A 26,002-nucleotide genomic window follows, 5' to 3' on the forward strand; every position below is an offset into this window, starting at 1 on the left:
GTTGTTACCGGTCAGCCTTATCGGTGTAACGAGCCGAGGGTATTGAAAAGGAAAGCCCATGCAAACCAGTTTGCTGAAACCCAAGATCATCGCCGTGGAATCGCTGGGCGAGAACCACGCGAGGGTGGTCATGGAACCGTTCGAACGCGGTTACGGCCATACCTTGGGCAATGCGCTGCGTCGCGTGCTGCTGTCGTCGATGGTTGGCTACGCGCCGACCGAAGTGACGATCGCGGGCGTGGTGCACGAGTACTCGACGCTGGATGGCGTGCAGGAAGACGTCGTCAACCTGCTGCTGAACCTGAAGGGCGTGGTGTTCAAGCTGCATAACCGTGACGAAGTGACGGTTACGCTGCGCAAGGAAGGTGAAGGCGTTGTCACGGCCGGCGATATCGAGCTGGCTCACGACTGCGAAGTCATCAACCCGAATCACGTGATTGCGCACCTGTCGAAGGGCGGCAAGCTCGACGTTCAGATCAAGATCGAGAAGGGTCGCGGCTATGTGCCCGGCAACGTCCGTCGCTACGGCGAAGACACGGCCAAGATCATCGGCCGCATCGTCCTCGACGCATCGTTCTCGCCGGTTCGCCGCGTGAGCTACGCTGTCGAAAGCGCACGTGTCGAGCAGCGTACCGACCTCGACAAGCTCGTGATGAACATCGAGACGAGCGGTGTGATCACGCCGGAAGAAGCGATCCGTCAATCGGCCCGCATCCTGGTCGACCAGCTGTCCGTGTTCGCGGCGCTGGAAGGCACGGAAACGGCAGCCGAAGCGCCGTCGCGTGCACCGCAGATCGATCCGATCCTGCTGCGTCCGGTGGACGATCTCGAGCTGACGGTTCGTTCGGCGAACTGCCTGAAGGCCGAGAACATCTACTACATCGGCGACCTGATCCAGCGCACGGAAAACGAGCTGCTGAAGACGCCGAACCTCGGTCGCAAGTCGCTCAACGAGATCAAGGAAGTGCTCGCTTCGCGCGGTCTCACGCTGGGCATGAAGCTCGAGAACTGGCCGCCGGCTGGTCTCGACAAGTAAGCCTGGTTGATGCTGTAGTTGGCAAAGATGCGGATTTTCCTTTAAAATCCGCATCTTGCTTTTTTTCGCTACCGGCCCGTGCACCCTTCGAGGTGCGATAGAAGAGCTGGATCAAAACTTTGAATCAAGGAAACTGAAATGCGCCATCGTCATGGTCTGCGGAAACTGAACCGCACGAGCAGCCACCGTCTGGCTATGCTCCGTAACATGTCCAACTCGCTGATCGAGCACGAAGTCATCAAGACGACGCTGCCGAAGGCGAAGGAACTCCGTAAAGTCGTCGAGCCGCTGATCACGCTCGGCAAGAAGCCGTCGCTGGCAAACCGTCGCCTGGCGTTCAACCGCCTGCGCGATCGTGACTCGGTGGCGAAGCTGTTCGACGTGCTCGGTCCGCGTTTCGCGAACCGTCCGGGCGGCTACCTGCGCGTGCTGAAGTTCGGCTTCCGCGTGGGCGACAACGCACCGATGGCACTGGTCGAGCTGCTCGATCGTCCGGAAGTCGACGAAACGGAAAACGTGCAAGAAGCTGAGTAAGCTTCCGGTACGCAGCAGTATCTGAAAGGGGCCGAGCGATTGCTTGGCCCTTTTTGTTTTTCCGGCGCCGGCTGCGATCGATTGTCGCAGGGCGGTGCCGGCAGCGTTGCGCGGGCTGCGCTACGATACGGGGCAGCCGGCGCGCTCCCCAGATGGACAATCCGCGTCGGCAGGAGCCGATAGACCAGCCAGGAGGGCGCGGATGATAGTGGTGCTGATGCTGACGACGGTGCCCGATGCCGAGACCGCCAAGGTGCTTTCAGACGGCGCGCTCGATGCCCGGCTTGCCGCGTGCGTGTCGGAGCTCGGTGCGATCAAGTCGCGCTATCACTGGCAGGGCAAGGTCGAAACGGCCGACGAGATCCAGTTGCTGTTCAAGACGAGCCCCGTGCGGGCGCTCGAACTGGAGCGATTTATTCTCGCGCATCATCCTTACGAGACGCCCGAAATCGTCTCGTGGCAGACGACGGCATCGGCCGCGTACGGCCAGTGGGTGACCAGCGAAACTCAACGTCTATTTCATGTTTAACGGTATGGCGCTTCCCGTGCGCGTGCGCGCGCTGCGGTTCCTCGCAGTCCTGTTGTCGTTCATGCTCGTGCTGGGCGGCCTGTCGGTCGCGCGCGCGGCCGACGATTTCCTCGATCCGTCGGTTGCGTTCAAGTTCAGTGCGAGCGAATCGCCGGGACAGGTGGACGTCCGCTTCAAGGTCGCCAACGGCTACTACCTGTACCGCGAGCGGTTCGCGTTCGCGGTAAAGAGCGGGCAGGCGACGCTTGGCGATCCGCAATTCCCGGCCGGCCACGTGAAGTTCGACCAGACGTTCCAGAAGAACGTCGAGACCTACCGTGACGAAGTCGTCGTGCACGTGCCCGTCAAGCAGGCGTCGGGCCCATTCGAGCTCGCGGTGACATCGCAGGGGTGTGCGGACGAAGGCATCTGCTATCCGCCGGCCGAGCACGTCGTGAAGGTCGACGGCGCCGCGCTGGGTGCTGCTTCGTCACCGTCGTCCGGCGATGCGGCTGCCGCCGGCAGCTGGTTCGACAAGGTCACGAGCGCCGATTTCGCGCAGTCGCTGCTCGAAGGGCACGGCTTCTTCACGATCGTCGCCCTGTATTTCGTCGCGGGCGTCGTGTTGAGCCTCCTTCCGTGCTCGTACCCGATGATCCCGATCGTGTCGGCGATCATCATCGGCCAGGGCACGCGGGCGACGCATGCGCGCGGCTTCGCGTTGTCGCTGACCTACGTGGTCGGCATGGCGCTGGTCTATACGGTGCTCGGCATCGCCGCGGCGCTGGTCGGCCAGGGCCTCGGTGCGTGGCTGCAGAACCCGTGGGTGCTCGGCGCGTTCGGCGTGCTGCTGACCGCGTTCGCCGTCTCGCTGATCTCGGGCAAGGACATCGCGCTGCCCGCGCGCTGGCAGAACGGCGCAGCCGAGGCATCGGGCGCGCGCCAGGGCGGCCATTTCGTCGCGGTCGCGGCGATGGGCGCGCTGTCCGCGCTGGTCGTCGGCGCATGCATGACGGCGCCGCTGTTCGCGGTGCTCGCTTTCATTGCGCACACGGGCAATGCGCTGCTCGGCGGTGCCGCGCTGTTCGCGATGGGGCTGGGGCTGGGCGTGCCGCTGCTGGTCGTCGGCGTCGGCGCCGGGACGGTGCTGCCGCGCGCCGGCGCATGGATGGACGGCGTGAAGGTGTTCTTCGGCATCGTGCTGCTCGCGGCCGCGCTGTGGATCGTGTGGCCGGTGCTGGCCGGTGGCCTGAAGATGGTGCTCGCTGCGTTGTGGCTGCTGATCGCGGCCGCGGCGCTCGGGCTGTTCACGCCGAATGCCGGCGCCACGTCTATCTGGCGTCGTCTCGGCCGTGGCGTAGGCGCGGCACTCGCAATCTGGGCGGCCACGCTGCTCGTCGGCCTGGCCGCGGGATCGACCGACCCGGTCAAGCCGCTGGCGGTGCTGGCAGCACGCACGGTTGCGTCGGGCGGCGCTGCGACGGCGGGTGCGGCCGCCGCGCAGGACGGGCCTGCATTCGCATCGGTGCGCTCGAGTGGCGAACTCGACACGCTGCTGAAAACGTCGGGCCAGCCCGTGATGCTCGACTTCTACGCCGACTGGTGTGTGAGCTGCAAGGAGATGGAGCATCTGACGTTTACCGACGCGCGCGTGCAGGCGCGGCTCGCGCAGCTTCACCTCGTGCGCGCGGATGTCACCGCGAACAACCCGGACGACCAGGCGCTGCTGAAGCGTTTCAACCTGTTCGGGCCGCCGGGCATCATCTTCTTCGATCGCAACGGCAACGAAATCGGGCGCGTGGTCGGCTATCAGGCCGCTGAGACGTTCCTGCGCAGCCTCGACCGGGCTGCGGTCCCGACGGTATGACTGTAGGTATCGCGAGCGTGCTGGTGGCGAACCGGCGCGTTGGCGCGGCCTGAGCTGACGATCGACAAGGGCAGACGGTCCCGATCGACCGCAAAAAAACGGCGGGACACCGAGGTGTCCCGCCGTTTTGCTTTCCGCCTGCCGGCGGGCAATCAGCGTTGCGCTTTCAGCAGACGCGCAGCGTCGAGTGCGAAGTACGTGAGCACGCCGTCGGCGCCCGCCCGCTTGAACGCGAGCAGCGATTCGAGCACGACCTTGTCGTGATCGAGCCAGCCGTTCATCGCGGCGGCCTTCAGCATCGCGTATTCACCGCTCACCTGGTACACGTAGGTCGGGAAGCGGAACTCGTCCTTCACGCGGCGCACGATGTCGAGGTACGGCATGCCGGGCTTGACCATCACCATGTCGGCGCCTTCGTCGATGTCCAGGCGCACTTCGCGCAGCGCTTCGTCGCTGTTCGCCGGATCCATCTGGTAGGTCATCTTGTTGCCCTTGCCCAGGTTGGATGCCGAGCCGACCGCGTCGCGGAACGGGCCGTAGAACGCCGACGCGAACTTGGCCGAATAGGCCATGATTCGCGTGTGGATATGGCCGTCGCTTTCCAGCATTTCGCGGATGGCGCCGATGCGGCCGTCCATCATGTCCGACGGGGCGACGATGTCGACGCCGGCTTCAGCCTGCACGCGTGCCTGGTCGATCAGGATCTCGATCGTGTCGTCGTTGATCACGTAGCCGTTTTCGTCGAGGACACCGTCCTGGCCGTGGCTCGTGTACGGGTCGAGTGCGACGTCGGTCAGCACGCCGAGTTCGGGGAAGCGCTTCTTCAACTCGCGCACCGCGCGCGGGATCAGGCCTTCCGGATTGGCTGCCTCGCGGCCGTCAGGCGTCTTCACCGACGGCTCGATGGCCGGGAACAGCGACAGCACGGGCACACCGAGTTCGACGCACTGCTCGGCGACCTGCATCAGCAGATCGACGGACACGCGTTCGACGCCGGGCATCGACGGTACCGGCTGCCGTTCGTTGGTGCCTTCGACGACGAACACCGGATAGATCAGGTCGTCGGTGGTCAGGCGGTTTTCGCGCATCAGGCGGCGGGAGAAGTCGTCGCGGCGCATCCGGCGCGGACGATGAAGCGGATGGAAGCTCATGGCGATTGGGTAGAAATCGGGGCAGTAAGACCTTACGGAACCCTTAGGTCATTTTCGGGAGCGTTGGTATATGATAGCGATCGAGCGGCACGCGTCGCGTGCAGCTCCCCGCTTCTCCTCCCTGAGCGGGTGCCTGTCGTTTTTCGATTAGGCTGTTTGACCCGCCGTTCAACGGCGGGTTTTTTTATGAGCCGGCCGAAACCGCAGGCGCCGTCAGGTGCGCGCCGCCGATCCCGGCCGCGCGTTGCCCGATCATTGTGCTACAGGCTCGCTTTTTTCGTCGGCGACGGACGGCCGCACCCAGCTTTCGATCAATTCGTGCGCCTCGTCGAGCCCAACGCGCTTCATCGCCGAGAACAGCTGAACCGTCAGCTTGCCCTGGACGCCCTGGTCACGATACGCATCGAGACCCTTTTGCGCGGTCCTCAGCGCGTTGATGCTTTCCTGCCGCGTCAATTTGTCGCACTTCGTCAGCAGCGTGTGGATCGGCTTGCCGGTCGGCACGAACCACTCGATCATGCGGCGATCGAGGTCGGTCAGCGGACGGCGCGAATCCATCATCAGAATCAGGCCGCAAAGCTGCGAACGGGTCGCGAGGTAGGACGACAGCAGCATTTCCCAGTGGGCCTTGGCGGCACCGGGCACTTCCGCGTAGCCGTAGCCGGGCAGGTCGACGAGATTCGCGACGGGCTCGTCGGCCGGGCCGACGGAGAAGTAGTTGATATGCTGCGTGCGGCCGGGCGTCTTCGACGCGAAGGCGAGCCGCTTCTGGTTGCACAGCACGTTGATCGCCGTCGACTTGCCGGCATTCGAGCGGCCCGCGAACGCGATTTCCGGCTGGACCGTCGGCGGCAGGTCGCGCAGATGGTTGACGGTCGTGTAGAAGCGGGCTTGATGGAGCAGAAAGGCCATGGGAACCGGAAGGACGGGCGGCGCGAGCCGCTTGGTGGAGGCGGGGTAGCCCCGATAGGCGCGGGAGCTTTCAACACGATATTGTACAATACGGCGGTTTTACCGAAGGCTACCGGGCGCCTGCCTCGCGCTTTTATGTAGCTTCTGCGGTAGACTGAACGCCGTCGTTTTTTGCAGAACCTCAAATTCCCACAAGACGAAACAGGGTGTGCGAATGAATCGACTGTGCAAGTCTCTGATGGTGCTTCAGGTTGCAGCAGGGTTCGTAGGTTTCGTAGCGGAGGCAAACGCGGCGGATGCGGCAAAGCCGGATCTCGACCGTGGCAAGGCAATTGCCGGGCAGGTTTGTGCGTCGTGTCACGGCGCCGACGGCAATAGCGCGTCGGGCAGTTTTCCGAAGCTTGCCGGCCAGCATCCCGAATATCTGGTCAAGCAGTTGAACGACTTCAAGACGCAGCCGGGCGCGAAGGGGCCGGTGCGTACCAACGCGGTGATGGTCGGATTCGCGAGCGCGTTGAGCGCGGACGACATGCGCAACGTCGCCGCGTACTACGGGTCGCAGACGACGAAGCTCGGCACCGCGCGCGATGCGGCAACCGTGCCGATCGGCCAGAAGATCTATCGCGGCGGCATCGCGGAGAAGGGCGTACCCGCCTGCGCGAGTTGCCACGGGCCGACAGGGCAAGGGATCCCGGTCCAGTACCCGCGTCTGTCGGGGCAATGGGCCGATTACACGGTCGCGCAGTTGACCGCGTTCCAGCAGGGTGCCGGTGCGCGTAACAACAACGAGGCGATGCATCAGATCGCGACGCGGCTGTCGGACAACGAGATCAAGGCCGTCGCGGATTACATTGCGGGCCTGCGTTGAGCGGTCAGCCGCGAATGGAATGACCGGGCGCCCGAAGGGCGGCCGGAGTCAGAACAAGAAAAGGGTGGGGCGCCGCATGGTTGCGGTCGCCTTGCCCTTTTTTGTTGTCAGCACTCGCCGGGCCGAGCCATGCCAAGCCAGGATGAAGAGGCATGCCGGGAATGGGGGGCTGTGCTCCCCAAAGCGAACATAGTGAGCGTTGGGGGCTGTTTCCCCTTAGTCGGAGTTTGAATGAGCGTTACCACGTCGGGGTTGCAGTCGAAGTCGGGTCAGGGTGCGTCGAAGCGCGCGGTCGAGCTGCTGAGCTCGATGCGCTTCGCAATTGCGCTGCTGGTGGTGCTGTCGATTGCGAGCATCATCGGCACGGTCCTGACCCAGGACGACCCGTATCCGAACTACGTGAACCAGTTCGGGCCGTTCTGGGCGGACATCTTCCGCTCGCTCGGCCTGTACAACGTGTACAGCGCGTGGTGGTTCATGCTGATCCTGATCTTCCTCGTCATCTCGATCTCGCTGTGCGTGATCCGCAACGCGCCGAAGATGCTCGCCGATGCGAAGAGCTGGAAGGACAAGGTTCGCGAAGGCAGTCTGCGGGCGTTCCACCACAAGGCCGAGTACACGACGTCCGGCACGCGCGCGACGGTCACGGCGACGCTCGCCACGTTCGTCACCAAGGCCGGCTACAAGCACATCGTGCGTGAGAACGACGGCGCGACGCTGATCTCCGCGAAGCGCGGGGCGATGACCAAGTGGGGCTACATCTCCGCGCACCTCGCGATCGTCGTGATCTGTATCGGCGGCCTGCTCGACAGCAACCTGCCGATCAAATTCCAGATGTGGATGTTCGGCAAGAGCCCGGTCAACACGAGCGCGACGATCAGCGAGATCTCGCCCGACCACCGCCTGTCCGCGTCGAACCCGACGTTCCGCGGCTACGCGTGGGTGCCCGAGGGGCAGTTCGTGTCGACCGCGATCCTGAACCAGCCGAGCGGCTCGCTGATCCAGGACCTGCCGTTCTCGATCCAGCTCAACAAGTTCATCGTCGACTACTACACGACGGGCATGCCGAAGCTGTTCGCGAGCGACATCGTCGTGATCGATCGCGAGACCGGCCAGAAGATCCCGGCGCGCGTCGAGGTCAACAAGCCGTTCACGTACAAGGGCGTGTCGATCTACCAGTCGAGCTTCCAGGACGGCGGCTCGCAGATGCAGATGACGGCCTACCCGATGACGGGCGGCAACGCGACGACCTTCCCCGTAAAGGGGACGATCGGCAGTTCGGCGCCGCTGCAGATGCCGGGCAACGACGGCGACACGATCGAGTTCTCCGATTTCCGTGCGATCAACGTCGAGAACATGGCTGACGCGAACGGCAAGCCGGACGTGCGCGGTGTCGCGACGACGAGCTCGCTGAGAGAAGTGTTCGACGAACGGCTCGGCTCCGGCGCCAAGACCTCGAAGCCGACGCAGCTTCACAACATCGGCCCGTCCGTGCAGTACAAGATCCGCGGCAAGGACGGCCAGGCGCGCGAATTCAACAACTACATGCTGCCCGTCGACATGAACGGCGAGCGCGTGTTCCTCGCCGGCGTGCGTGCGAGCCCGAACGACCCGTTCCGCTACATGCGGATTCCGGCCGACAGCCAGGATTCGATCGGCGAATGGATGCACCTGCGCGCCGCGCTCGAGGATCCGTCCGCGCGCGCCGAAGCCGCCGCGCGCTTCGCGCAGCGTTCGCTGCCGGGCACCGACGCATCGCTGCGCAGCCGCCTGCAGGACAGCGCACTGAAGGTGCTGACCCTTTTTGCGGCGAGCGACGACAGCGTCGGCCGTGGCGCCGACGGCCAGCCGATCGGCGGCTTCCAGGCTGTCGCGACGTTCATCGACCGCTCGGTGCCCAAGGCCGAGCAGGAGAAGGCCGCGAGCCTGCTGCTGCGCATGCTCGAAGGCTCGATGTGGGAGGTCTGGCAGATCGCGCGCGAGCGCGCGGGCGAGCCGGCGGCGCAGCAGGGCACCGACACGATCCGCTTCGTGCAGAACGCGATCAATGCGCTATCTGACAGCTTTTTGTATGGATCGCCGGTCTATTTGCAGCTTGACTCATTCAAGCAGGTGCAAGCTTCGGTATTTCAGTTGACGCGCGCACCCGGCAAGAATCTGGTGTATCTTGGCAGCCTGCTGCTGGTCGCCGGCATCTTCTCGATGTTCTACGTGCGCGAGCGGCGCCTCTGGTTCTGGCTGAAGGACGCCGGTTCGGGCGTCGATGTGGTGATGGCAATGTCCACGGCCCGCAAGACCTTCGATTTCGAGAAAGAATTCGTGCAGACGCGCGATGCGGCCGGTGCCGCGTTGCACGCCGCACCTCGCGACGCCGCGCCGGCCGGTGCGGCATCGACGGCCCGTCCGCCTGCCGGCGGCGGTTCCGATTCCGAGAATTCCACCCGGTAACATCATGGATCTCACGCAAGTTTCCTCTTCCCATCGGGCGTCGGCCCAGGCTCCGGTTATGGCGCCGCTGTTCGACGACCGTCCGTTCCTCGCGCGCCTGTCGTTGCTCGACTGGCTGTTCGCACTGGCGCTCGTGGTGGGCGCGGGCTATGCGCTCGTGCACTACAACGCGCACATGGATTACTACGACAAGGCGGTGATGATCGGCACCGTGCCGGCGCTCATCACGCTCGGCTGGCGCTGGAAGCCCGCGCGGCTGATGATGGCGTCGATCGCCGTGCTGGCGCTGCTGTCGATCCAGATCTACCAGGGCGATCTCGCACGCGCCGATTCGGCGTTCTTCCTCAAGTATTTCCTGTCGAGCCAGTCGGCCATCCTGTGGATGAGCGCGCTGTTCGTGCTCGCGACGATCTTCTACTGGATCGGTTTGCTCGCGCGCTCGGAGTCGGGCTCCGCGATCGGCCAGAAGCTCACGTGGGTCGCCGTGCTGATGGGCTTCACCGGGCTGATGGTGCGCTGGTACGAGTCCTACCTGATCGGCGCGGACGTCGGGCACATTCCGGTGTCGAACCTGTATGAAGTGTTCGTGCTGTTCAGCCTGATCACCGCGCTGCTCTATCTGTATTACGAAGGCCACTACGGCACGCGCGCGCTCGGCGCGTTCGTGCTGCTGGTGATCAGCGCGGCCGTCGGCTTCCTGATGTGGTACTCGGTCGCGCGCGATGCGCAGCAGATCCAGCCGCTCGTGCCGGCGCTGCAGAGCTGGTGGATGAAGATCCACGTGCCGGCGAACTTCATCGGCTACGGCAGCTTCGCGCTGTCGGCGATGGTGTCGGTCGCGTACCTGATGAAGGAGCGCGGCGTGCTCGCGGATCGCCTGCCGACGCTCGAAGTGCTCGACGACGTGATGTACAAGTCGATCGCGGTCGGTTTCGCGTTCTTCACGATCGCGACGATCCTCGGCGCGCTGTGGGCCGCCGAAGCATGGGGCGGCTACTGGAGCTGGGACCCGAAGGAAACCTGGGCGCTGATCGTGTGGCTCAACTACGCGGCGTGGCTGCACATGCGCCTGATGAAGGGCCTGCGCGGCACGGTGGCCGCATGGTGGGCGCTCACGGGCCTGCTCGTGACGACCTTCGCGTTCCTCGGCGTCAACATGTTCCTGTCCGGGCTGCACAGCTACGGCAAGCTGTAAGATTTCCGCTGTTCGTCCGACTATGAGACCGCCGGTGCACCGTGTGCCCGGCGGTTTTCTTTTGTAACGGGCGGGCGGTCCGGGCGTCGAACGGCGCAAGACGGGTCGGGTCGAACGCTCATGAAGCTGCGCGCGGCGCATGCAGGAGGAGCAGCACGATGTGGATCAAACGCCCTTTGCGGAACGTACTGACCGGCGGCGATATCGCGCCCGGCGAAATCACGCCGCGTGCAGTGTTCGAGAACCGGCGGCGCGTATTGCAGGCGGCCGGCCTCGCGGCGGCGGGCGGGCTGCTCGGCGGCAGCGGTGCGGCATTTGCCGCCTATGCGTCGCCCGACGCGCGGGCCGCGAAGCTGGCGGCGAAGACGAATCCGAAGTTCGTCGCGGCCGACAAGGTGACGCCGTTCAAGGACATTACCTCCTACAACAACTTCTACGAATTCGGCACCGACAAGAGTGACCCCGCGCAGAACGCCGGCACGCTGCGCCCGCGCCCGTGGCGCGTGAGCGTCGAGGGCGAGGTGCTGCATCCGAAGGTGTTCGATCTCGACGAACTGCTGAAGCTGGCGCCGCTCGAGGAGCGCGTGTACCGGCTGCGCTGCGTCGAGGGATGGTCGATGGTGATCCCGTGGATCGGCGTGCCGCTGTCCGAGCTGATCAAGCGCGTGCAGCCGACCGGCAACGCGAAATACGTGCAGTTCATCACGCTGGCCGATCCGTCGCAGATGCCGGGCCTCTCGACGCCGGTGCTCGACTGGCCGTACTCGGAAGGGCTGCGGATGGACGAGGCGATGAATCCGCTGACGCTGCTGACGATGGGCGTCTACGGGCAGGTGCTGCCGAACCAGAACGGCGCACCGGTACGGATCGTCGTGCCGTGGAAGTACGGCTTCAAGAGCGCGAAGTCGCTCGTGAAGATCCGCTTCGTCGACAAGCAGCCGAAGACGAGCTGGAATACGTATGCGTCGAACGAGTACGGTTTTTATTCGAACGTGAACCCGAACGTCGATCATCCGCGCTGGAGCCAGGCAACCGAGCGGCGCATCGGCGAGGACGGTTTTTTCACGCCGAAGCGCAAGACGCTGATGTTCAACGGCTACGGCGATCTCGTCGCGTCGATGTATCAGGGCATGGACCTGAAGAAGAATTTCTGAGGGCGACGGTGAGAAACGATATGCCCTCTTCGACGCTGACTCCGGCGCGCGCAGCCGGCGCCGGCCAAGGCGCTGCGCGTGCCGCACGAGGCGGCGCGGTCCGTCCTGCCGCGCCACGCTGGCTCGCACCGGCCAAGGTGCTGGTTTTCGCGGCCGGTCTTTATCCGCTCGCGCGTCTCGTGCTGTTCGGGCTGACCGACCGGCTCGGCGCGAATCCGATCGAGTTCATCACGCGCTCGACGGGCCTCTGGACGCTCGTGCTGCTGTGCGTGACGCTCGCCGTCACACCGCTTCGGCGCATGACCGGTTTCGCCGCGCTGCTGCGCTTTCGCCGGATGATCGGGTTGTTCGCGTTCTTCTACGCGACGCTGCACTTCACGACCTACCTGTGGTTCGACAAGTGGTTCGACGTCGTCGCGATCCTGAAGGACGTCGGCAAGCGCCCGTTCATCACGGTCGGTTTCGCCGCGTTCGTGCTGCTGATTCCGCTCGCGGCAACGTCGCCGCGCGCGATGGTGCGCCGGCTCGGCCGCCACTGGGCGACGCTGCACAGCGCGATCTACGCGATCGCGCTGTTCGGCGTGCTGCACTTCTGGTGGATGAGGGCCGGCAAGCACAATCTCGCGCAGCCGAAGCTTTATGCGGCCATCGTGGCCGCGTTGCTCGGCTGGCGGCTCATTGCATGGGGATGGCGGCGCCTGCGCGCGTGACGGCGCAGCCTGAAAAAACAAAAGGCGATGACCGGGAAGTCATCGCCTTGTTTCGTGAGCCGTGCAGGCGGCGCGTCGTTACTTCGCGACGGCCGGGCTCGACGCCGGGGCGGGCATGGACGATGCGCCGCTCGACGACAATTCGGGTGACAGCGTGAGCGGCGTGCCGGACGAATCGGGCACACTGTCGGACGACGCGTTTTCATCGGTCGGCTTCACGTCCGACGGCGGCGCGTCCTGCTGCTGGAGTGGCTTGGGCATCGGAGGCACGGTGGGCAGATAGAGCGCGCCGCTTTGACCGCAGCCGGCAAGAATCGCCAAAGCCGCTACAATCGCGCTCATCCGGAAAACGACTCGCATGATCGTCCCTGAACAATTGAACCGATAGAGTTTAGCATGTCCGATACCGAATACCTGACCCGTGCCGAGGCCGTGCTGGCGGCCGTCGAGCGTACCGTCGACGACGCCAACGACGGCGATCACGACATCGATCTGGAGCGCAACGGCAGCGTCCTGACGCTGACGTTCGAGAACGGCTCGAAGATCATCGTCAACCTGCAGCCGCCGATGAAGGAAGTGTGGATCGCCGCGAAAGCGGGCGGTTTCCACTACCGTTTCATCGACGGCGAATGGCGCGATACGCGCACGGGCACCGAGTTTTTCTCGGCGCTCACCGAGTACGCGACGCAACAGGCCGGCTTGCCGATCACGTTCAACGCGCCGTAACCGCCGAGGCCGAAGCCGGGGCCGCGTCCCGATGCGCCCGTGCCAAAGAAAAAGCGCCCCGCGGGGCGCTTTTTTTATGTCCGGGCCGGTGATCAGTGCGCGAACAGGTTCATGATGTCCTGCTTTTCCTGCTCGTCGACGTGCGGCACGGTTGCGTCGACGTTCTGCGCGGCCGGTGCTTGCGGTACGCCAACCGTCGACACGAAGCCGTGGCCCGGCGCGAACTCGGTGAAGTACAGCTCGCCGCCGAGCGACTCGACGCCGTCCGGCGCGGTCGGCTTGAACTCGGGCACGCCCTTCAGCGCGGCGCCCATGTAGTCGATCCAGACCGGCAGCGACAGGCCGCCCCCCGTTTCGCGATCGCCGAGGCTGCGCGGGTTGTCGTAGCCGATCCACGCAATCGCGGCGAGCGTGTGCTGGTAGCCCGCGAACCACGCGTCGTGCGAGTCGTTCGTCGTGCCGGTCTTGCCCGCGAGGTCGGTGCGCTTCAGCACGTTGGTCCGCGCGCCCGTGCCGCGCTGCGCGACGCTCTGCAGCAGGCTGTTCATCACGTACGCATTGCGCGCGTCGATCGCACGCGGCGCGTTCTGCTCGGCGACGAGCGGCTGCGCGCGCACGACGATCGCGCCGTTCGGATCGGTGACTTCGGCGATCAGGTACGGATTGACGCGGTAGCCGCCGTTCGCGAAGACCGAGTACGCGCCCGCCATCTGCAGCGGCGTGACCTGGCCCGCGCCGAGTGCCATCGGCAGGTAGGCCGGATGGCGTTCGGCGTCGAAGCCGAAGCGCGTGATGTACTGCTGCGCGTACTTCGTGCCGATGTGGTTCAGGATCCGGATCGACACGAGGTTGCGCGAGCGCTGCAGCGCGGTGCGCATCGACATCGGGCCTTCGAAGCCGCCACCGTAGTTCTTCGGCTCCCACGGCTGGCCGCCCGTTTCGGCGGCGCTGAAATACAGCGGGCCGTCGTTGATCACGGTTGCCGGCCCGAGGCCCTTGTCGAGCGACGCCGAATAGATGAACGGCTTGAACGACGAACCCGGTTGCCGCCACGCCTGCGTGACGTGGTTGAACTTGTTCTTGTTGTAGTCGAAGCCGCCGACGAGCGAGCGGATCGCGCCGTCCTGCGGGACGATCGACAGGAACGCCCCCTCGACCTGCGGCAACTGCGTGATCGACCATTTGCCGGTGTCGTTCTTCACGACGCGGACGATCGCGCCCGGGCGGATGCGGCGATTCGGCTGCGCATTGGCCGACAGCGCGCCCGACGCGAAGCGCAGGTTGTCGCCTTCGATCGTCGCATTGCTGCCGTCGATGAACGCAACCGTGATCTGGCGCGGGCTGGCGGCCGTGACGACCGCGGCAATCAGCTCACCGTTGTCGGGGTGTTCGAGCAGCGCATCGTCGATCGCCTGTTCGCGGTCGTCGGCACCGGCCGGCAGCTCGATGAAGCCTTCCGGCCCCCGATAGCCGTGCCGGCGTTCGTAATCCATGATGCCCTTGCGCAGCGCGGTGTACGCGACCTGCTGGTCGGCGGAGTCGATCGTCGTGACGACGTTGAAGCCGCGCGTGTAGGTTTCCTCACGGTACTGCGCGTACATCATTTGTCGGACCATTTCCGCGACGTACTCGGCGTGCACGCTGAAATCGCGGCCCGGACCCTTGACGACGAGCGGCTGTGCGACGGCCTCGTCGTACTGCTCGCGCGAGATGAAGTTCAGCTCGAGCATCCGTTGCAGGATGTATTCCTGGCGCACCTTCGCGCGCTTCGGGTTCACGACCGGGTTATATGCGGACGGCGCCTTCGGCAGCCCCGCGAGCATCGCGGCTTCCGCGAGCGTGATGTCCTTCAGGTCCTTGCCGAAATAGACCCGCGCGGCGCTCGCGAAGCCGTACGCGCGCTGGCCGAGATAGATCTGATTCATGTAGACCTCGAGAATCTGATCCTTCGTCAGCGCACGCTCGATCCGGTACGCGAGCAGCATCTCGTAGATCTTGCGCGTGTAGGTCTTCTCGCTCGACAGGAAGAAGTTGCGCGCGACCTGCATCGTGATCGTGCTCGCGCCCTGCGACGCATGGCCGTTCGTCAGCGCGACGAAGCCGGCGCGGACGATGCCGGTGAGGTCGACGCCGCCGTGATCGTAGAAGCGCGCGTCCTCGATCGCGAGGATCGCATTCTTCAGCGAGTCGGGCACGTCCTTGAAATGGACGACGTCGCGGCGCTCTTCGCCGAATTCGCCGATCAGCACGTGGTCGGACGTATAGATGCGCAGCGGCACCTTCGGCCGATAGTCGGTCAGCGCGTCGAGCGAAGGCATGTTCGGCCAGGCGACGACGAGCGCGTAGCCGAGCACGAGGCCGCCGGCCACGACGAGCGCCACGCACATCGTGGCGAATCCGAGCAGGACTTTTTGCCACCAGGGCCGCTTCTTCGGCTCCGGGGCGGGAGGCGGGGACGTAGGAGTCGTGGATTGCATAGGCATACCGGAAAACAGTCCCGCGATTATAGCTGCCCGGTAAGACCGGTCCTGACGCGGGGGCTACCCGCCGCGAAGCCGCGGGTGTGCGTCCTTCCAGCATAGCCCGCGCGCGCCCGTCGCGAGCCGGTACTGGCCGTTAGGCCGACTGTCGGCCACACGCGCCGCTTTGCAGAATCAGGTCTCGGAAACGCGGCGTGGGCCGCGACGATTTCGGGAGGCTGGGATGGCGGGACGATGGAGGGCGCGGTTTGCGCAGGGCGGGCACCGGTCGACGGGAATCGACGTCGGCGCGGACGAGGTGAGGGTGGTCGTGCTGAGCCGGCGCGGCCGCGGTGCGGAGGTGTGCGTCGAGGCCGGTTCGTCGGAAGCGGAGGGGGCGGCTGCCCGCCTGGCCGGCACGTTCCGCGACGGGCATGCCGGTCTCGCGCTGTTCGACGATGGTGACGGCGCGTTCACGGCCGTGGTACCCGGCGAAGCCCTCGGGGTCGCGCGGGTGGTGCGAGTCGATCCCGTCGCCGTGACGCTCGCGACGGCGGACGGCGCGTACCGCGTCACCCTGGACGACGGGAGGCGGCCATGATGAAGCACGGATGTCGGGTGCTCGCCGTTTGGGCCGGATTGACCGCGGCCAGTGCAAGCGCGTCATTGCCGCCGCTGCCGGCCGTCTGGCCTGCCGCAGCGTTGGATACGCAGGTGCCGGGCGTGCCGTTGCCACAAGGCGCGGTGGACGGTGCGGATCACACCGTCTCGACGGAGGCCGGCCCGCCGCCGTTCGACCAGGCGGCTCGCGCGGTGCTTCAAGCGGAAGCCACCACCACGGCAGCCGGGCTGGAGGGGCCGCCGATCCCGCTGGCGCCGCCGGCCCGGATGGGCGATGCTGCGGCCCGGCAACCGGGCGATGCGGACGACACGCGGCGAATCTCGCTGAATCTGCAGGGCGCGGGGCTCGCGGCCGCGTTCGACGCGTTCGCGCGGTTCACCGGACTCAATATCGTCGTCGGCGAGCAGGTGCGTGGCACCGTCACGTTACGTCTGAACAATGTGCGCTGGCGCGATGCCTTCGACACGCTGCTCGACACGCACGGGCTCGCGATGTCCCGGCGGGGCAGCGTGATATGGGTCACGCCGGCGGCCGAGCTGGCCGCGCGCGAACGCGAGCGCTTCGAAATGCACGCGCGGGCCGCCGATCTGGAGCCGCTTGCGAGCCGGACCTTCGCGCTGCACTACCCGCGCGCGCAGGACGTGCAACGGCTGCTGGCCGGCGCGACCGGCCAGCGCCTGCTGTCGAAGCGCGGCGCCGCGGCGGCCGATCCGCGCACGAACCTGCTGTTCGTCACCGATCTCGCGCCGCGTCTCGATCAGGTCGCGAGCCTGATCGAGGCGATCGACCGGCCGTCGCGGCAAGTCCGGATCGAGGCCCGCATCGTCGAGGGCGAGCAGGGTTTTTCGCGCAATCTCGGCGCGCGCGTCGCGCTGCGGGCGCAGGGGCGGCCGCCGTCGGGCGAGAGCGCCACGTTCACGACCGGTGCGCGCAACGCGCTCGACCTGGCTGCGCGGCCGCTCGGCGGCTTCGAAGCGGCAACCGCCGGCTTCACGCTGTTCGCCGCGCCGCTCAGCCGTGTGCTCGACGTCGAACTGAGCGCGCTCGAGGCTCAGGGGCGGGGCCAGATCGTCTCGAGTCCGCGCGTGGTGACCGCCGATCGCGTCAAGGCCATCGTCGAACAGGGTTCGGAGGTGCCGTACCAGGCGAAGGTCGGCAACGGCGTGAGCGGCGTGCAGTTCCGCCGGGCGACGCTCAAACTGGAGGTCGAGCCCCAGATCACGCCAGACGGGCGCGTGGTACTCGACCTGGACGTGACGAAGGACAGCATCGGCGAGCCGACGGCGGCCGGCCCGGCGATCCATACGAAACACGTCCAGACGCGTGTCGAGGTCGAAAACGGCGGGACGGTGGCGATCGGCGGGATCTATGAGCAACTGAACAGGAACGATGTGACGCGCGTGCCGCTCTTGGGCAAAATACCGTTTCTGGGCGCGCTTTTCCGGCACCGCGCGCAACGCGATCAGCGCAACGAACTGGTCGTCTTCATCACGCCGACCGTCGTCGATGCGCGCTGCAATGAGCGCGGCGCGGCCGGTGCGGATGCCGAAAAAACAGGGCCGGAAGCCGCCGGCGCAGGCTCGACAAGGCAGCCGCTTTGCCAGTAAGCTGCGCCACACACCAGCAAGATTGAAGCAGAGGAAGCCGTTGCAAGCGCGGGACCCACATGCAAACGTATTTTTCGTCGGCCTTATGGGAGCGGGTAAGACCACCGTGGGCCGTGCGGTCGCGCGTCGTCTCGACAGGACGTTCTTCGACTCCGACCACGAAATCGAGGCCCGTACGGGCGCGCGCATCCCGGTGATCTTCGAGATGGAGGGCGAGGCCGGGTTTCGCGATCGCGAAACGCAGGTGATCACCGATCTCACGCAGCGCGAGAATATCGTGCTCGCGACGGGCGGCGGCGCGGTGCTGCGCCCGGAAAACCGCGACTGTCTGAAAAACAACGGCATCGTCGTCTACCTGCGCGCCAATCCGCACGATCTGTGGCTGCGTACCCGCAAGGACAAGAACCGCCCGCTGCTGCAGACCGAAGATCCGAAGGGGCGTCTCGAAGCGCTGTACGAGGTACGAGACCCGCTGTACCGCGAATGCGCGGATTTCGTCATCGAGACCGGCCGTCCGTCGGTCAACGGTCTCGTCAACATGGTGCTGATGCAACTCGAACTGGCCGGCGTCATCGCCAAGCCGCTACAAGCATGATTACTGTCAACGTCGATCTGGGCGACCGCGCCTATCCGATTCACATTGGCGCCGGCCTGATCGGCCGCGCCGAGTTGTTCGCGCCTCACATCAAGGGCTCGTCCGTCACGATCGTCACGAACACGACGGTCGATCCGCTTTACGGCGACGCGCTGCGCGCGGCGCTCGCGCCGCTCGGCAAGCGCGTGTCGACGGTCGTGCTGCCGGACGGCGAGGCGTACAAGAACTGGGAAACGCTGAACCTGATCTTCGACGGCCTGCTGACCGACCGCGCGGACCGCAAGACGACGCTCGTCGCACTCGGCGGCGGCGTGGTCGGCGACATGACGGGCTTTGCGGCCGCGTGCTACATGCGCGGCGTGCCGTTCATCCAGGTGCCGACGACGCTGCTGTCGCAGGTCGACTCGTCGGTCGGCGGCAAGACGGGCATCAACCACCCGCTCGGCAAGAACATGATCGGCGCGTTCTACCAGCCGCAGGCCGTAATCGCGGACATCGGTGCGCTCACGACCCTGCCCGACCGCGAACTGGCGGCCGGTGTTGCCGAGATCATCAAGACCGGCGCAATTGCCGATGCGGAATTCTTCGACTGGATCGAGGCGAACGTCGACGCGCTGAACCGTCGCGACCCGGCTGCGCTCGCGCACGCTGTGAAGCGCTCGTGCGAGATCAAGGCGAGCGTGGTGGCGGCCGACGAACGCGAAGGCGGCCTGCGCGCGATCCTGAACTTCGGCCACACGTTCGGCCATGCGATCGAGGCCGGGCTCGGCTACGGCGAGTGGCTGCACGGCGAAGCGGTCGGCTGCGGAATGGTGATGGCGGGCGACCTGTCGGTGCGGCTCGGCCTGCTCGACGAAGCGTCGCGGCAGCGCCTCGATGCGGTGATCGCGGCCGCGCACCTGCCGACCCGCGGGCCTGCACTCGGCGACGCGCGCTACCTGGACCTGATGCGCGTCGACAAGAAGGCGGAAGCCGGCGCGATCAAGTTCATCCTGCTGAAGCGATTCGGCGATACGCTGATCACGCAGGCGCCGGACGAAGCCGTGTTCGCTACACTGGCGCAGACGACCCACTAACGGCCGCCCGGATGCCCCGGCGCCCCTGACATGGAGGAGACGTGAGCGAGACATCCAGCAGCACACTGCCCGAAGCCGGCCGCGCATCCGCTGCGCCGGTGGCCGAGCCGCCGACGCTGGCGGCGCTGGAAGCCCATCTCGCTCCGTATGCCGCACACGCGTTGCAGTCGCGCGGCCGCCGCCATCCGGAAACACCGCCGGCGGCGCGCACCGAATTCCAGCGCGACCGCGACCGCATCGTCCATTCGACCGCATTTCGCCGGCTCGAATACAAGACGCAGGTCTTCGTCAATCACGAAGGCGACCTGTTCCGCACACGCCTCACGCACAGCCTCGAAGTCGCGCAGATCGCGCGCTCGGTGGCGCGCAACCTGCGCCTGAACGAGGATCTCGTCGAGGCGATCTCGCTCGCGCACGATCTCGGCCATACGCCGTTCGGCCATGCCGGGCAGGATGCACTGAATGCCTGCATGCGCGAGCATGGCGGCTTCGAGCACAACCTGCAGAGCCTGGCGGTCGTCGACGAGCTCGAAGAGCATTACGGCGCGTTCAACGGGCTGAACCTGTGCTTCGAAACCCGCGAAGGCATTCTGAAGCACTGCTCGCGCGAGAATGCGCGCAAGCTCGGCGCGCTCGGCGAGCGCTTCCTGCAGGGCCGCCAGCCGTCGCTCGAAGCGCAGCTTGCCAACATCGCGGACGAGATCGCGTACAACAACCACGACGTCGACGACGGCCTGCGTTCCGGCCTGATCACGATCGAACAGCTCGCGGAAGTCGAGCTGTGGCAGCGCCACTACGAGGCGGCGCTCGCCGAATTCCCGCGCCTCGAAGGCCGCCGTCTCGTACATGAGACGGTGCGCCGCATCATCAACACGCTGATCGTCGACCTGATCGACGAGACGACGCGCAATCTCGCGCGCGTCGCGCCTGCGTCGCTCGACGACGTGCGCGCCGCGCCGCCGCTCGTGTCGCACAGCGAAACGGTCGCCGCGCAGGCGGCCGCCCTCAAGCGTTTCCTCTTCAAGAACCTCTATCGCCACTACAAGGTGATGCGCATGGCGAGCAAGGCGCAGCGTGTCGTCACCGGTCTGTTCGATGCGTTCATCGACGATCCGCGCCTGCTGCCGCCGCCGTACCAGTCGGACGACACCGCGCAGCAGCCGCGCCTCGTCGCGCACTACATCGCCGGCATGACCGACCGCTTCGCGCTGAAGGAGTATCAGCGCCTGTTCGTCATCAACGACAACTGACTGTCACAAACGATCACTAGACTTCGCCGGTTCAATGGCGATGGGAATGTTGCACACGCTGTTGGTAACGTTTTCATAGGAGAGAGGTCGATGAAGAAGAAGCCTGCGGGGACACTGGTTCGTTCGATCGCGCTCGGCGGCGCGCTGATGTTCGGGGTGCAGCACGTGGCGCTCGCCGCGACGGAAATCCAGTTCTGGCATGCGATGGAAGCCGCGCTCGGCGAGCGGGTCAACGCGATCGCCGACCAGTTCAATGCGTCGCAGAGCGACTACAAGATCGTGCCGGTCTTCAAGGGCACCTACGACCAGGCGCTCGCGGCCGGCATCGCCGCCTATCGCAGCGGCAACGCGCCGGCGATCCTCCAGGTCTATGAAGTCGGCACGGCCACGATGATGCAGGCGAAGAAGGCCGTCGTGCCCGTCTACGACGTGTTCAAGCAGGCCGGCGTGCCGCTCGACGAGAAGGCGTTCGTGCCCACCATCGCGAGCTACTACAGCGACGCGAAGACGGGCCATCTCGTATCGATGCCGTTCAACAGCTCGACGCCGGTGCTGTACTACAACAAGGACGCGTTCAAGAAGGCCGGCATCGATCCGAACCAGCCGCCGAAGACGTGGGCCGATGTGCAGGCCGATGCCGAGAAGCTGCGCAAGTCGGGGATGGCATGCGGCTTCACGACCGGCTGGCAGGGCTGGATCCAGCTCGAGAACTACAGCGCGTGGCACGCGCTGCCGTTCGCGAGCCGCAACAACGGCTTCGACGGCGCCGACGCCGTGCTGGAGTTCAACAAGCCGCAGCAGATCGCGCACATCTCGTTCCTGCAGCAGATGGCGAAGGACGGCACGTTCACGTACGCGGGCCGCAAGGATGAAGCGTCGGCGAAGTTCTACAGCGGCGACTGCGGGATCATGACGACGTCGTCGGGCGCGCTCGCGAACGTGCAGAAGTTCGCGAAGTTCAGCTACGGCACCGGCATGATGCCGTACGACGCGAACGTGAAGGGCGCTCCGCAGAACGCGATCATCGGCGGCGCGAGCCTGTGGGTGCTGGCGGGCAAGGATCCGGCGACCTACAAGGGCGTCGCGAAATTCCTCGCGTACCTGGCCTCGCCGGCCGTCGCCGCGAAGTGGCACCAGGACACGGGCTACCTGCCCGTGACGACCGCCGCGTACGACCTCACGCGCCAGCAGGGCTTCTACGCGAAGAACCCGAGCGCCGAAACCGCGATCAAGCAGATGCTGAACAAGCCGCCGCTGCCGTACACGAAGGGGCTGCGCCTGGGCAACATGCCGCAGATCCGCACGGTGGTCGACGAGGAGTTCGAGCAGGTCTGGGCGCAGAAGAAGTCGCCGAAGGACGCGCTCGATTCGGCTGCGTCGCGCGGCGACGAGCTGCTGCGCCGCTTCGAGAAGTCGGGCGGCTGAGCCCGCATCGCATCGTGCCGCCGGCCGCGTCGCATCCTGTACGGATGCACGCGCCGGCTGGCGGCACGGCCACCTTTCCGTTGCGCCTGACCGGATATCCGCGATGCAATCCCGTTCCCGTTTCGGTGCGAGCCTGTTGCCGTACCTGCTGATCGCGCCGCAGCTCGCGATCACCGCCGTGTTCTTCCTGTGGCCGGCCGGCGTCGCGCTGTGGCAGTCGACGCAGATGCAGGACGCGTTCGGCACCTCGAGCGAATTCGTCGGCCTCGCGAACTTCACGCACCTGTTCGCCGATCCGCTGTATCTCGATTCTTTCCGCACGACGCTCGTGTTCAGTTCACTCGTCACGGTGAGCGGACTGGTCGTGTCGCTGATTCTCGCCGCGTGCGCCGATCGCGTGATCCGCGGCGCGCGCGTGTATCGCACGCTGCTGATCTGGCCGTACGCGGTCGCGCCGACGATCGCCGCCGTGCTGTGGGCGTTCCTGTTCAACCCGAGCATCGGCCTGATCACCTATGCGCTCGCGAAGAGCGGCATCGTGTGGAACCACGCGCTGAACGGCGGCCAGGCGATGTTCCTGGTCGTGCTCGCGTCGGTGTGGAAACAGGTGAGCTACAACTTCCTGTTCTTCTACGCGGGCCTGCAGGCGATCCCGCGCTCGCTGATCGAGGCGGCGGCGATCGACGGCGCCGGGCCGGTGCGGCGCTTCTTCAACATCGTGCTGCCGCTGCTGTCGCCCACCAGCTTCTTCCTGCTGGTCGTGAACCTCGTCTATGCATTCTTCGACACGTTCCCGGTGATCGACGCGGCCACCGGCGGCGGCCCGGCGCAGAGCACGAAGACGCTGATCTACAAGATCTTCGCGGAGGGCTTCCAGGGGCTCGATATCGGCAGCTCGGGCGCGCAGTCGGTCGTGCTGATGATCATCGTCGTCGGGCTCACGGTGATCCAGTTCCGCTTCGTCGAACGCAGGGTGCAATACGCATGATCGAAAATCGCAAGGGCTTCGACCTGTTCTGTCACGCGGTGCTGATCGCGGGTGTGGTGCTGGTCGTGTTTCCCGTCTACGTCGCGTTCTGCGCGGCGACGATGAACGCGCAGGAAGTGTTCACGGTGCCGCTGTCGCTCGTGCCGAGCACGCACCTGTTCGAGAACGTCGCGTACATCTGGGGGCATGGCAGCGCCGGCACGACCGCGCCGTTCGGCCGCCTGCTCCTGAACAGCTTCGCAATGGCGTTCGGCATCTCCGTGGGCAAGATCGCGGTGTCGATCCTGTCTGCGTACGCGATCGTCTATTTCCGCTTCCCGTTCCGCAACACGGCGTTCTGGCTGATCTTCGTCACGCTGATGCTGCCGGTGGAGGTGCGGATCTTCCCGACCGTGCAGGTCGTGTCGACGTTGCACATGACGAACACCTATGCGGGGCTCACGCTGCCGCTGATCGCATCGGCGACCGCGACGTTCCTGTTCCGCCAGTTCTTCATGACGTTGCCCGACGAGCTGATGGATGCCGCGCGCATCGACGGCGCGGGGCCGCTGCGGTTCTTCTGGGACGTCGTGCTGCCGCTGTCGAAGACGAGCATCGCGGCGCTGTTCGTGATCACGTTCATCTACGGCTGGAACCAGTATCTGTGGCCGATCCTGATCACGACGGAGGCGTCGCTGTCGACGGCGGTGGTGGGCATCAAGACGATGATCGCGAGCGGCGACGCCGCGACCGAATGGCAATACGTGATGGCGGCGACGCTGCTGGGAATGATCCCGCCGCTCGTCGTCGTGCTGGCGATGCAGCGCTGGTTCGTGCGCGGCCTCGTCGATTCCGAGAAATAAATGACGGACGGCAACCGGGAGAAAGACCAAGAATGGCTGCGCTGAGCTTGAAGGGCGTCAGGAAATCCTACGACGGCAAGCAGCACGTGCTGCATGGCATCGACGTGGAGATCGCCGACGGCGAATTCATCGTGCTGGTCGGCCCGTCGGGCTGCGGCAAGTCGACGTTGCTGCGGATGATCGCGGGGCTCGAGACGGTGACGGACGGCGAGATCGCGATCGGCGAGCGCGTCGTCAACACGCTGGAGCCGAAGGATCGCGATATCGCGATGGTGTTCCAGAACTATGCGCTGTACCCGCACATGACGGTCGCGCAGAACATGGGCTACGGGTTGAAGATCCGCGGGATCGAGCGCACGACGATCGATTCGCGGGTGGCCGCGGCTGCGAAGATCCTCGAGCTCGAGCCGCTGCTCGCGCGGCGGCCGCGCGAGCTGTCGGGCGGCCAGCGGCAGCGCGTCGCGATGGGGCGCGCGATCGTGCGCGAGCCTTCGGTGTTCCTGTTCGACGAGCCGTTGTCGAACCTCGACGCGAAACTGCGCGTGCAGATGCGGCTCGAGATCCAGCGGCTGCATGCGCGGCTCGCGACGACGAGCGTGTACGTGACGCACGACCAGATCGAGGCGATGACGCTCGCGCAGCGCGTGATCGTGATGAACCGCGGCTACGCGGAGCAGATCGGCGCGCCGGTCGACGTGTACGAGAAGCCGGCGACGGTGTTCGTCGCGGGCTTCATCGGCTCGCCCGCGATGAACCTCATGCATGGCCGGCTGTCGGACGACGGCGCGACGTTTACGGTCGCAGGCGGAGGCCCGGCGCTGCCGGTCGCAGGTGCCCCCGGGATCGGCGCGGCGATCGCCACCGGGCGCGACTGGGTGCTCGGCGTGCGTCCCGAACACATGACGCCGCAACCGGGCGTCGCGCAGGCGACGCTGCCGGTCGACTCGTGCGAGCTGCTCGGTGCGGACAATCTCGCACACGGCCGCTGGGGCAATCACGACGTCGCCGTGCGCCTGCCGCACGCGGACCGTCCCGCGCGCGGCACTGCGCTGGCGGCCGCGTTGCCCGCGCACCGGCTGCATTTCTTCGATCCCGAGACCGGCAAGCGTGCCGGCTGAACCTGCTGCACCTGCCGAGACACCGACGATGACAACCCGTACCGACTGGCCTTATCCGCGCGTCGTCGCCCATCGCGGCGGCGGCACGCTCGCGCCGGAGAACACGCTCGCCGCGCTTGACGAGGGCGCGCGCCGTGGCCACCGGATGGTCGAGTTCGATGCGAAGCTGTCGGCCGACGACGTGACGTTCCTGCTGCACGACGACACGGTCGACCGCACGTCGAACGGTCACGGCGCGGCGGCGGGCATGCGTTACGACGCGCTGGCCGCACTCGATGCGGGCGCGTGGTGCGATGCGCGCTTCGCGGGCGAGCGGATGCCGACGCTTGAGGCCGCGGCGGCGCGCTGCATCGCCCACGGGCTGGCCGCGAATGTCGAGATCAAGCCGTGTCCGGGACGCGAGCGCGAGACGGGGCAGCGCGTGGCGGCCGACGCGGCCGCGTACTGGCGTGATGCCGCGATTCCGCCGCTCCTGTCGTCGTTCTCGTTCGATGCACTGCACCAGGCGCGCGCGACGATGCCGGCGCTGCCGCGCGGGATGCTCTACGAGGCCGTGCCGGACGACTGGCATGCGCAAGTCGTCGGCGCGCTCGGCTGTGTTTCGTTGCATGCAGACCACAAACAGCTCGACGAACCGCTCGTGCGCGCGATCAAGGCGGCCGGGCTGCGCATCCTGGTTTACACGGTGAACGACCTCGAACGGGCACGCGAACTCGCGCGCTGGGGTGTCGATGCGGTCTGCACGGACCGCATCGACCTGATTGCCCCCGATGCGCTGGACGACATCGACATCGTCTGACGGCCGCGCCTGCGGCCGCCGAAACCCGTGTCGGGAACGTAACTGACGCGAAAAAACGACGCCCCGACGGGATTCCCGCCGGGGCGTTTCGCATCGTGGAGACGTTACGTCA

The 26,002-nt window shown here is 66.0% G+C and carries 23 protein-coding genes and 1 pseudogene; 20 read left to right on the forward strand and 4 right to left on the reverse strand.

The window, feature by feature from the left end; all coding sequences use genetic code 11:
• The first annotated feature begins 58 nt into the window (after positions 1-58).
• From BCEP18194_RS07465 to dsbD, 4 genes are all read left to right on the forward strand, one after another.
• A complete protein-coding gene (locus tag BCEP18194_RS07465; RefSeq protein WP_006477176.1) occupies positions 59-1,036 on the forward strand; it encodes a DNA-directed RNA polymerase subunit alpha in 978 nt (325 codons plus the stop codon).
• 138 nt (positions 1,037-1,174) lie between these two features.
• Positions 1,175-1,570, forward strand: coding sequence for a 50S ribosomal protein L17 (gene rplQ, locus BCEP18194_RS07470; protein WP_006477175.1), 396 nt, complete (start codon positions 1,175-1,177; stop codon positions 1,568-1,570).
• 202 nt (positions 1,571-1,772) lie between these two features.
• Positions 1,773-2,099, forward strand: coding sequence for a divalent-cation tolerance protein CutA (cutA, locus tag BCEP18194_RS07475; RefSeq protein ID WP_011350680.1), 327 nt, complete (start codon positions 1,773-1,775; stop codon positions 2,097-2,099).
• Positions 2,092-3,945, forward strand: coding sequence for a protein-disulfide reductase DsbD (dsbD, locus tag BCEP18194_RS07480; RefSeq protein ID WP_011350681.1), 1,854 nt, complete (start codon positions 2,092-2,094; stop codon positions 3,943-3,945). Before cutA ends, dsbD begins: the two co-directional genes overlap by 8 nt.
• Positions 3,946-4,097: 152 nt before the next feature.
• On the opposite strand, the gene hemB is transcribed toward dsbD, so the two are convergent.
• Together hemB and yihA are read right to left on the reverse strand one after the other, a co-directional pair.
• Positions 4,098-5,096 (reverse strand): porphobilinogen synthase, encoded by a 999-nt coding sequence (hemB, locus tag BCEP18194_RS07485; protein ID WP_011350682.1) that lies wholly within the window; start codon positions 5,094-5,096, stop codon positions 4,098-4,100.
• 252 nt (positions 5,097-5,348) lie between these two features.
• Entirely contained in the window at positions 5,349-6,008 is a 660-nt protein-coding gene (yihA, locus tag BCEP18194_RS07490; protein ID WP_011350683.1) for a ribosome biogenesis GTP-binding protein YihA/YsxC, read from the reverse strand.
• A gap of 214 nt (positions 6,009-6,222) precedes the next feature.
• Here yihA and BCEP18194_RS07495 point away from each other — a divergent pair, with 214 nt between their 5' ends.
• From BCEP18194_RS07495 to msrQ, 5 genes are all read left to right on the forward strand, one after another.
• Positions 6,223-6,876: a c-type cytochrome gene (locus tag BCEP18194_RS07495; RefSeq protein WP_011350684.1), complete on the forward strand. Its 654-nt coding sequence runs from the start codon at positions 6,223-6,225 to the stop codon at positions 6,874-6,876.
• Between the two features lie 231 nt (positions 6,877-7,107).
• Positions 7,108-9,324 (forward strand): cytochrome c biogenesis protein ResB, encoded by a 2,217-nt coding sequence (locus tag BCEP18194_RS07500; protein ID WP_011350685.1) that lies wholly within the window; start codon positions 7,108-7,110, stop codon positions 9,322-9,324.
• A 4-nt stretch (positions 9,325-9,328) separates the two neighbouring features.
• Positions 9,329-10,519 carry a c-type cytochrome biogenesis protein CcsB gene (ccsB, locus tag BCEP18194_RS07505; protein WP_011350686.1) on the forward strand — a complete coding sequence of 397 codons (1,191 nt, stop codon included), beginning with the start codon at positions 9,329-9,331 and terminating at the stop codon, positions 10,517-10,519.
• A 158-nt stretch (positions 10,520-10,677) separates the two neighbouring features.
• Positions 10,678-11,673, forward strand: a complete 996-nt coding sequence (gene msrP, locus BCEP18194_RS07510) for a protein-methionine-sulfoxide reductase catalytic subunit MsrP (protein WP_011350687.1) — start codon at positions 10,678-10,680, stop codon at positions 11,671-11,673.
• A 20-nt stretch (positions 11,674-11,693) separates the two neighbouring features.
• The gene (msrQ, locus tag BCEP18194_RS07515) at positions 11,694-12,383 is read left to right on the forward strand and encodes a protein-methionine-sulfoxide reductase heme-binding subunit MsrQ (protein ID WP_011350688.1); all 690 of its coding nucleotides are present in this window, start codon (positions 11,694-11,696) and stop codon (positions 12,381-12,383) included.
• Between the two features lie 78 nt (positions 12,384-12,461).
• Here msrQ and lptM read toward each other — a convergent pair whose 3' ends face one another.
• Complete coding sequence (gene lptM / locus BCEP18194_RS07520; protein WP_041492722.1) at positions 12,462-12,743, reverse strand: LPS translocon maturation chaperone LptM; 282 nt, start codon at positions 12,741-12,743, stop codon at positions 12,462-12,464.
• Between the two features lie 36 nt (positions 12,744-12,779).
• On the opposite strand from lptM, the gene cyaY reads away from it, so the two are divergent.
• Entirely contained in the window at positions 12,780-13,109 is a 330-nt protein-coding gene (cyaY, locus tag BCEP18194_RS07525; RefSeq protein ID WP_011350690.1) for an iron donor protein CyaY, read from the forward strand.
• Between the two features lie 92 nt (positions 13,110-13,201).
• Here cyaY and BCEP18194_RS07530 read toward each other — a convergent pair whose 3' ends face one another.
• Positions 13,202-15,592: a penicillin-binding protein 1A gene (locus BCEP18194_RS07530; RefSeq protein ID WP_011350691.1), complete on the reverse strand. Its 2,391-nt coding sequence runs from the start codon at positions 15,590-15,592 to the stop codon at positions 13,202-13,204.
• A 346-nt stretch (positions 15,593-15,938) separates the two neighbouring features.
• Here BCEP18194_RS07530 and BCEP18194_RS41865 point away from each other — a divergent pair.
• The 10 genes and pseudogenes from BCEP18194_RS41865 to ugpQ form a co-directional block, all read left to right on the forward strand.
• Positions 15,939-16,169: pseudogene (locus BCEP18194_RS41865) on the forward strand (pilus assembly protein); the annotation flags it as partial.
• Entirely contained in the window at positions 16,166-17,797 is a 1,632-nt protein-coding gene (locus tag BCEP18194_RS07540; protein WP_011350693.1) for a type IV pilus secretin PilQ, read from the forward strand. The pseudogene BCEP18194_RS41865 and the gene BCEP18194_RS07540, both read left to right, overlap by 4 nt.
• A gap of 40 nt (positions 17,798-17,837) precedes the next feature.
• Positions 17,838-18,392 carry a shikimate kinase gene (locus tag BCEP18194_RS07545; protein WP_011350694.1) on the forward strand — a complete coding sequence of 185 codons (555 nt, stop codon included), beginning with the start codon at positions 17,838-17,840 and terminating at the stop codon, positions 18,390-18,392.
• Positions 18,389-19,468, forward strand: a complete 1,080-nt coding sequence (gene aroB, locus BCEP18194_RS07550; protein WP_011350695.1) for a 3-dehydroquinate synthase — start codon at positions 18,389-18,391, stop codon at positions 19,466-19,468. Before BCEP18194_RS07545 ends, aroB begins: the two co-directional genes overlap by 4 nt.
• A gap of 41 nt (positions 19,469-19,509) precedes the next feature.
• A complete protein-coding gene (locus BCEP18194_RS07555) occupies positions 19,510-20,718 on the forward strand; it encodes a deoxyguanosinetriphosphate triphosphohydrolase (RefSeq protein ID WP_011350696.1) in 1,209 nt (402 codons plus the stop codon).
• A gap of 90 nt (positions 20,719-20,808) precedes the next feature.
• Entirely contained in the window at positions 20,809-22,143 is a 1,335-nt protein-coding gene (gene ugpB / locus BCEP18194_RS07560) for a sn-glycerol-3-phosphate ABC transporter substrate-binding protein UgpB (RefSeq protein ID WP_011350697.1), read from the forward strand.
• Positions 22,144-22,246: 103 nt separating this feature from the next.
• Positions 22,247-23,131: a sn-glycerol-3-phosphate ABC transporter permease UgpA gene (gene ugpA / locus BCEP18194_RS07565; RefSeq protein WP_011350698.1), complete on the forward strand. Its 885-nt coding sequence runs from the start codon at positions 22,247-22,249 to the stop codon at positions 23,129-23,131.
• A complete protein-coding gene (ugpE, locus tag BCEP18194_RS07570) occupies positions 23,128-23,973 on the forward strand; it encodes a sn-glycerol-3-phosphate ABC transporter permease UgpE (RefSeq protein WP_011350699.1) in 846 nt (281 codons plus the stop codon). The genes ugpA and ugpE overlap by 4 nt, the downstream gene beginning before the upstream one ends.
• Before the next feature lie 32 nt (positions 23,974-24,005).
• Positions 24,006-25,091, forward strand: coding sequence for a sn-glycerol-3-phosphate import ATP-binding protein UgpC (locus tag BCEP18194_RS07575; RefSeq protein WP_011350700.1), 1,086 nt, complete (start codon positions 24,006-24,008; stop codon positions 25,089-25,091).
• A gap of 28 nt (positions 25,092-25,119) precedes the next feature.
• Positions 25,120-25,890 (forward strand): glycerophosphodiester phosphodiesterase, encoded by a 771-nt coding sequence (gene ugpQ / locus BCEP18194_RS07580; protein ID WP_011350701.1) that lies wholly within the window; start codon positions 25,120-25,122, stop codon positions 25,888-25,890.
• Positions 25,891-26,002: the final 112 nt, after the last annotated feature.

The sequence above is a fragment of the Burkholderia lata genome, assembly GCF_000012945.1.
In the GTDB taxonomy this organism is placed as follows: Bacteria; Pseudomonadota; Gammaproteobacteria; order Burkholderiales; family Burkholderiaceae; genus Burkholderia; species Burkholderia lata.

Bases quoted from the DNA above. Each gene is read 5' to 3' on its own strand.
- BCEP18194_RS07465 (WP_006477176.1), top strand. From the start codon at position 59: ATGCAAACCAGTTTGCTGAAACCCAAGATCATCGCCGTGGAATCGCTG.
- rplQ (WP_006477175.1), top strand. From the start codon at position 1,175: ATGCGCCATCGTCATGGTCTGCGGAAACTGAACCGCACGAGCAGCCAC.
- cutA (WP_011350680.1), top strand. From the start codon at position 1,773: ATGATAGTGGTGCTGATGCTGACGACGGTGCCCGATGCCGAGACCGCC.
- dsbD (WP_011350681.1), top strand. From the start codon at position 2,092: ATGTTTAACGGTATGGCGCTTCCCGTGCGCGTGCGCGCGCTGCGGTTC.
- hemB (WP_011350682.1), bottom strand. From the start codon at position 5,096: ATGAGCTTCCATCCGCTTCATCGTCCGCGCCGGATGCGCCGCGACGAC.
- yihA (WP_011350683.1), bottom strand. From the start codon at position 6,008: ATGGCCTTTCTGCTCCATCAAGCCCGCTTCTACACGACCGTCAACCAT.
- BCEP18194_RS07495 (WP_011350684.1), top strand. From the start codon at position 6,223: ATGAATCGACTGTGCAAGTCTCTGATGGTGCTTCAGGTTGCAGCAGGG.
- BCEP18194_RS07500 (WP_011350685.1), top strand. From the start codon at position 7,108: ATGAGCGTTACCACGTCGGGGTTGCAGTCGAAGTCGGGTCAGGGTGCG.
- ccsB (WP_011350686.1), top strand. From the start codon at position 9,329: ATGGATCTCACGCAAGTTTCCTCTTCCCATCGGGCGTCGGCCCAGGCT.
- msrP (WP_011350687.1), top strand. From the start codon at position 10,678: ATGTGGATCAAACGCCCTTTGCGGAACGTACTGACCGGCGGCGATATC.
- msrQ (WP_011350688.1), top strand. From the start codon at position 11,694: ATGCCCTCTTCGACGCTGACTCCGGCGCGCGCAGCCGGCGCCGGCCAA.
- lptM (WP_041492722.1), bottom strand. From the start codon at position 12,743: ATGCGAGTCGTTTTCCGGATGAGCGCGATTGTAGCGGCTTTGGCGATT.
- cyaY (WP_011350690.1), top strand. From the start codon at position 12,780: ATGTCCGATACCGAATACCTGACCCGTGCCGAGGCCGTGCTGGCGGCC.
- BCEP18194_RS07530 (WP_011350691.1), bottom strand. From the start codon at position 15,592: ATGCCTATGCAATCCACGACTCCTACGTCCCCGCCTCCCGCCCCGGAG.
- BCEP18194_RS07540 (WP_011350693.1), top strand. From the start codon at position 16,166: ATGATGAAGCACGGATGTCGGGTGCTCGCCGTTTGGGCCGGATTGACC.
- aroB (WP_011350695.1), top strand. From the start codon at position 18,389: ATGATTACTGTCAACGTCGATCTGGGCGACCGCGCCTATCCGATTCAC.
- ugpB (WP_011350697.1), top strand. From the start codon at position 20,809: ATGAAGAAGAAGCCTGCGGGGACACTGGTTCGTTCGATCGCGCTCGGC.
- ugpA (WP_011350698.1), top strand. From the start codon at position 22,247: ATGCAATCCCGTTCCCGTTTCGGTGCGAGCCTGTTGCCGTACCTGCTG.
- ugpE (WP_011350699.1), top strand. From the start codon at position 23,128: ATGATCGAAAATCGCAAGGGCTTCGACCTGTTCTGTCACGCGGTGCTG.
- BCEP18194_RS07575 (WP_011350700.1), top strand. From the start codon at position 24,006: ATGGCTGCGCTGAGCTTGAAGGGCGTCAGGAAATCCTACGACGGCAAG.
- ugpQ (WP_011350701.1), top strand. From the start codon at position 25,120: ATGACAACCCGTACCGACTGGCCTTATCCGCGCGTCGTCGCCCATCGC.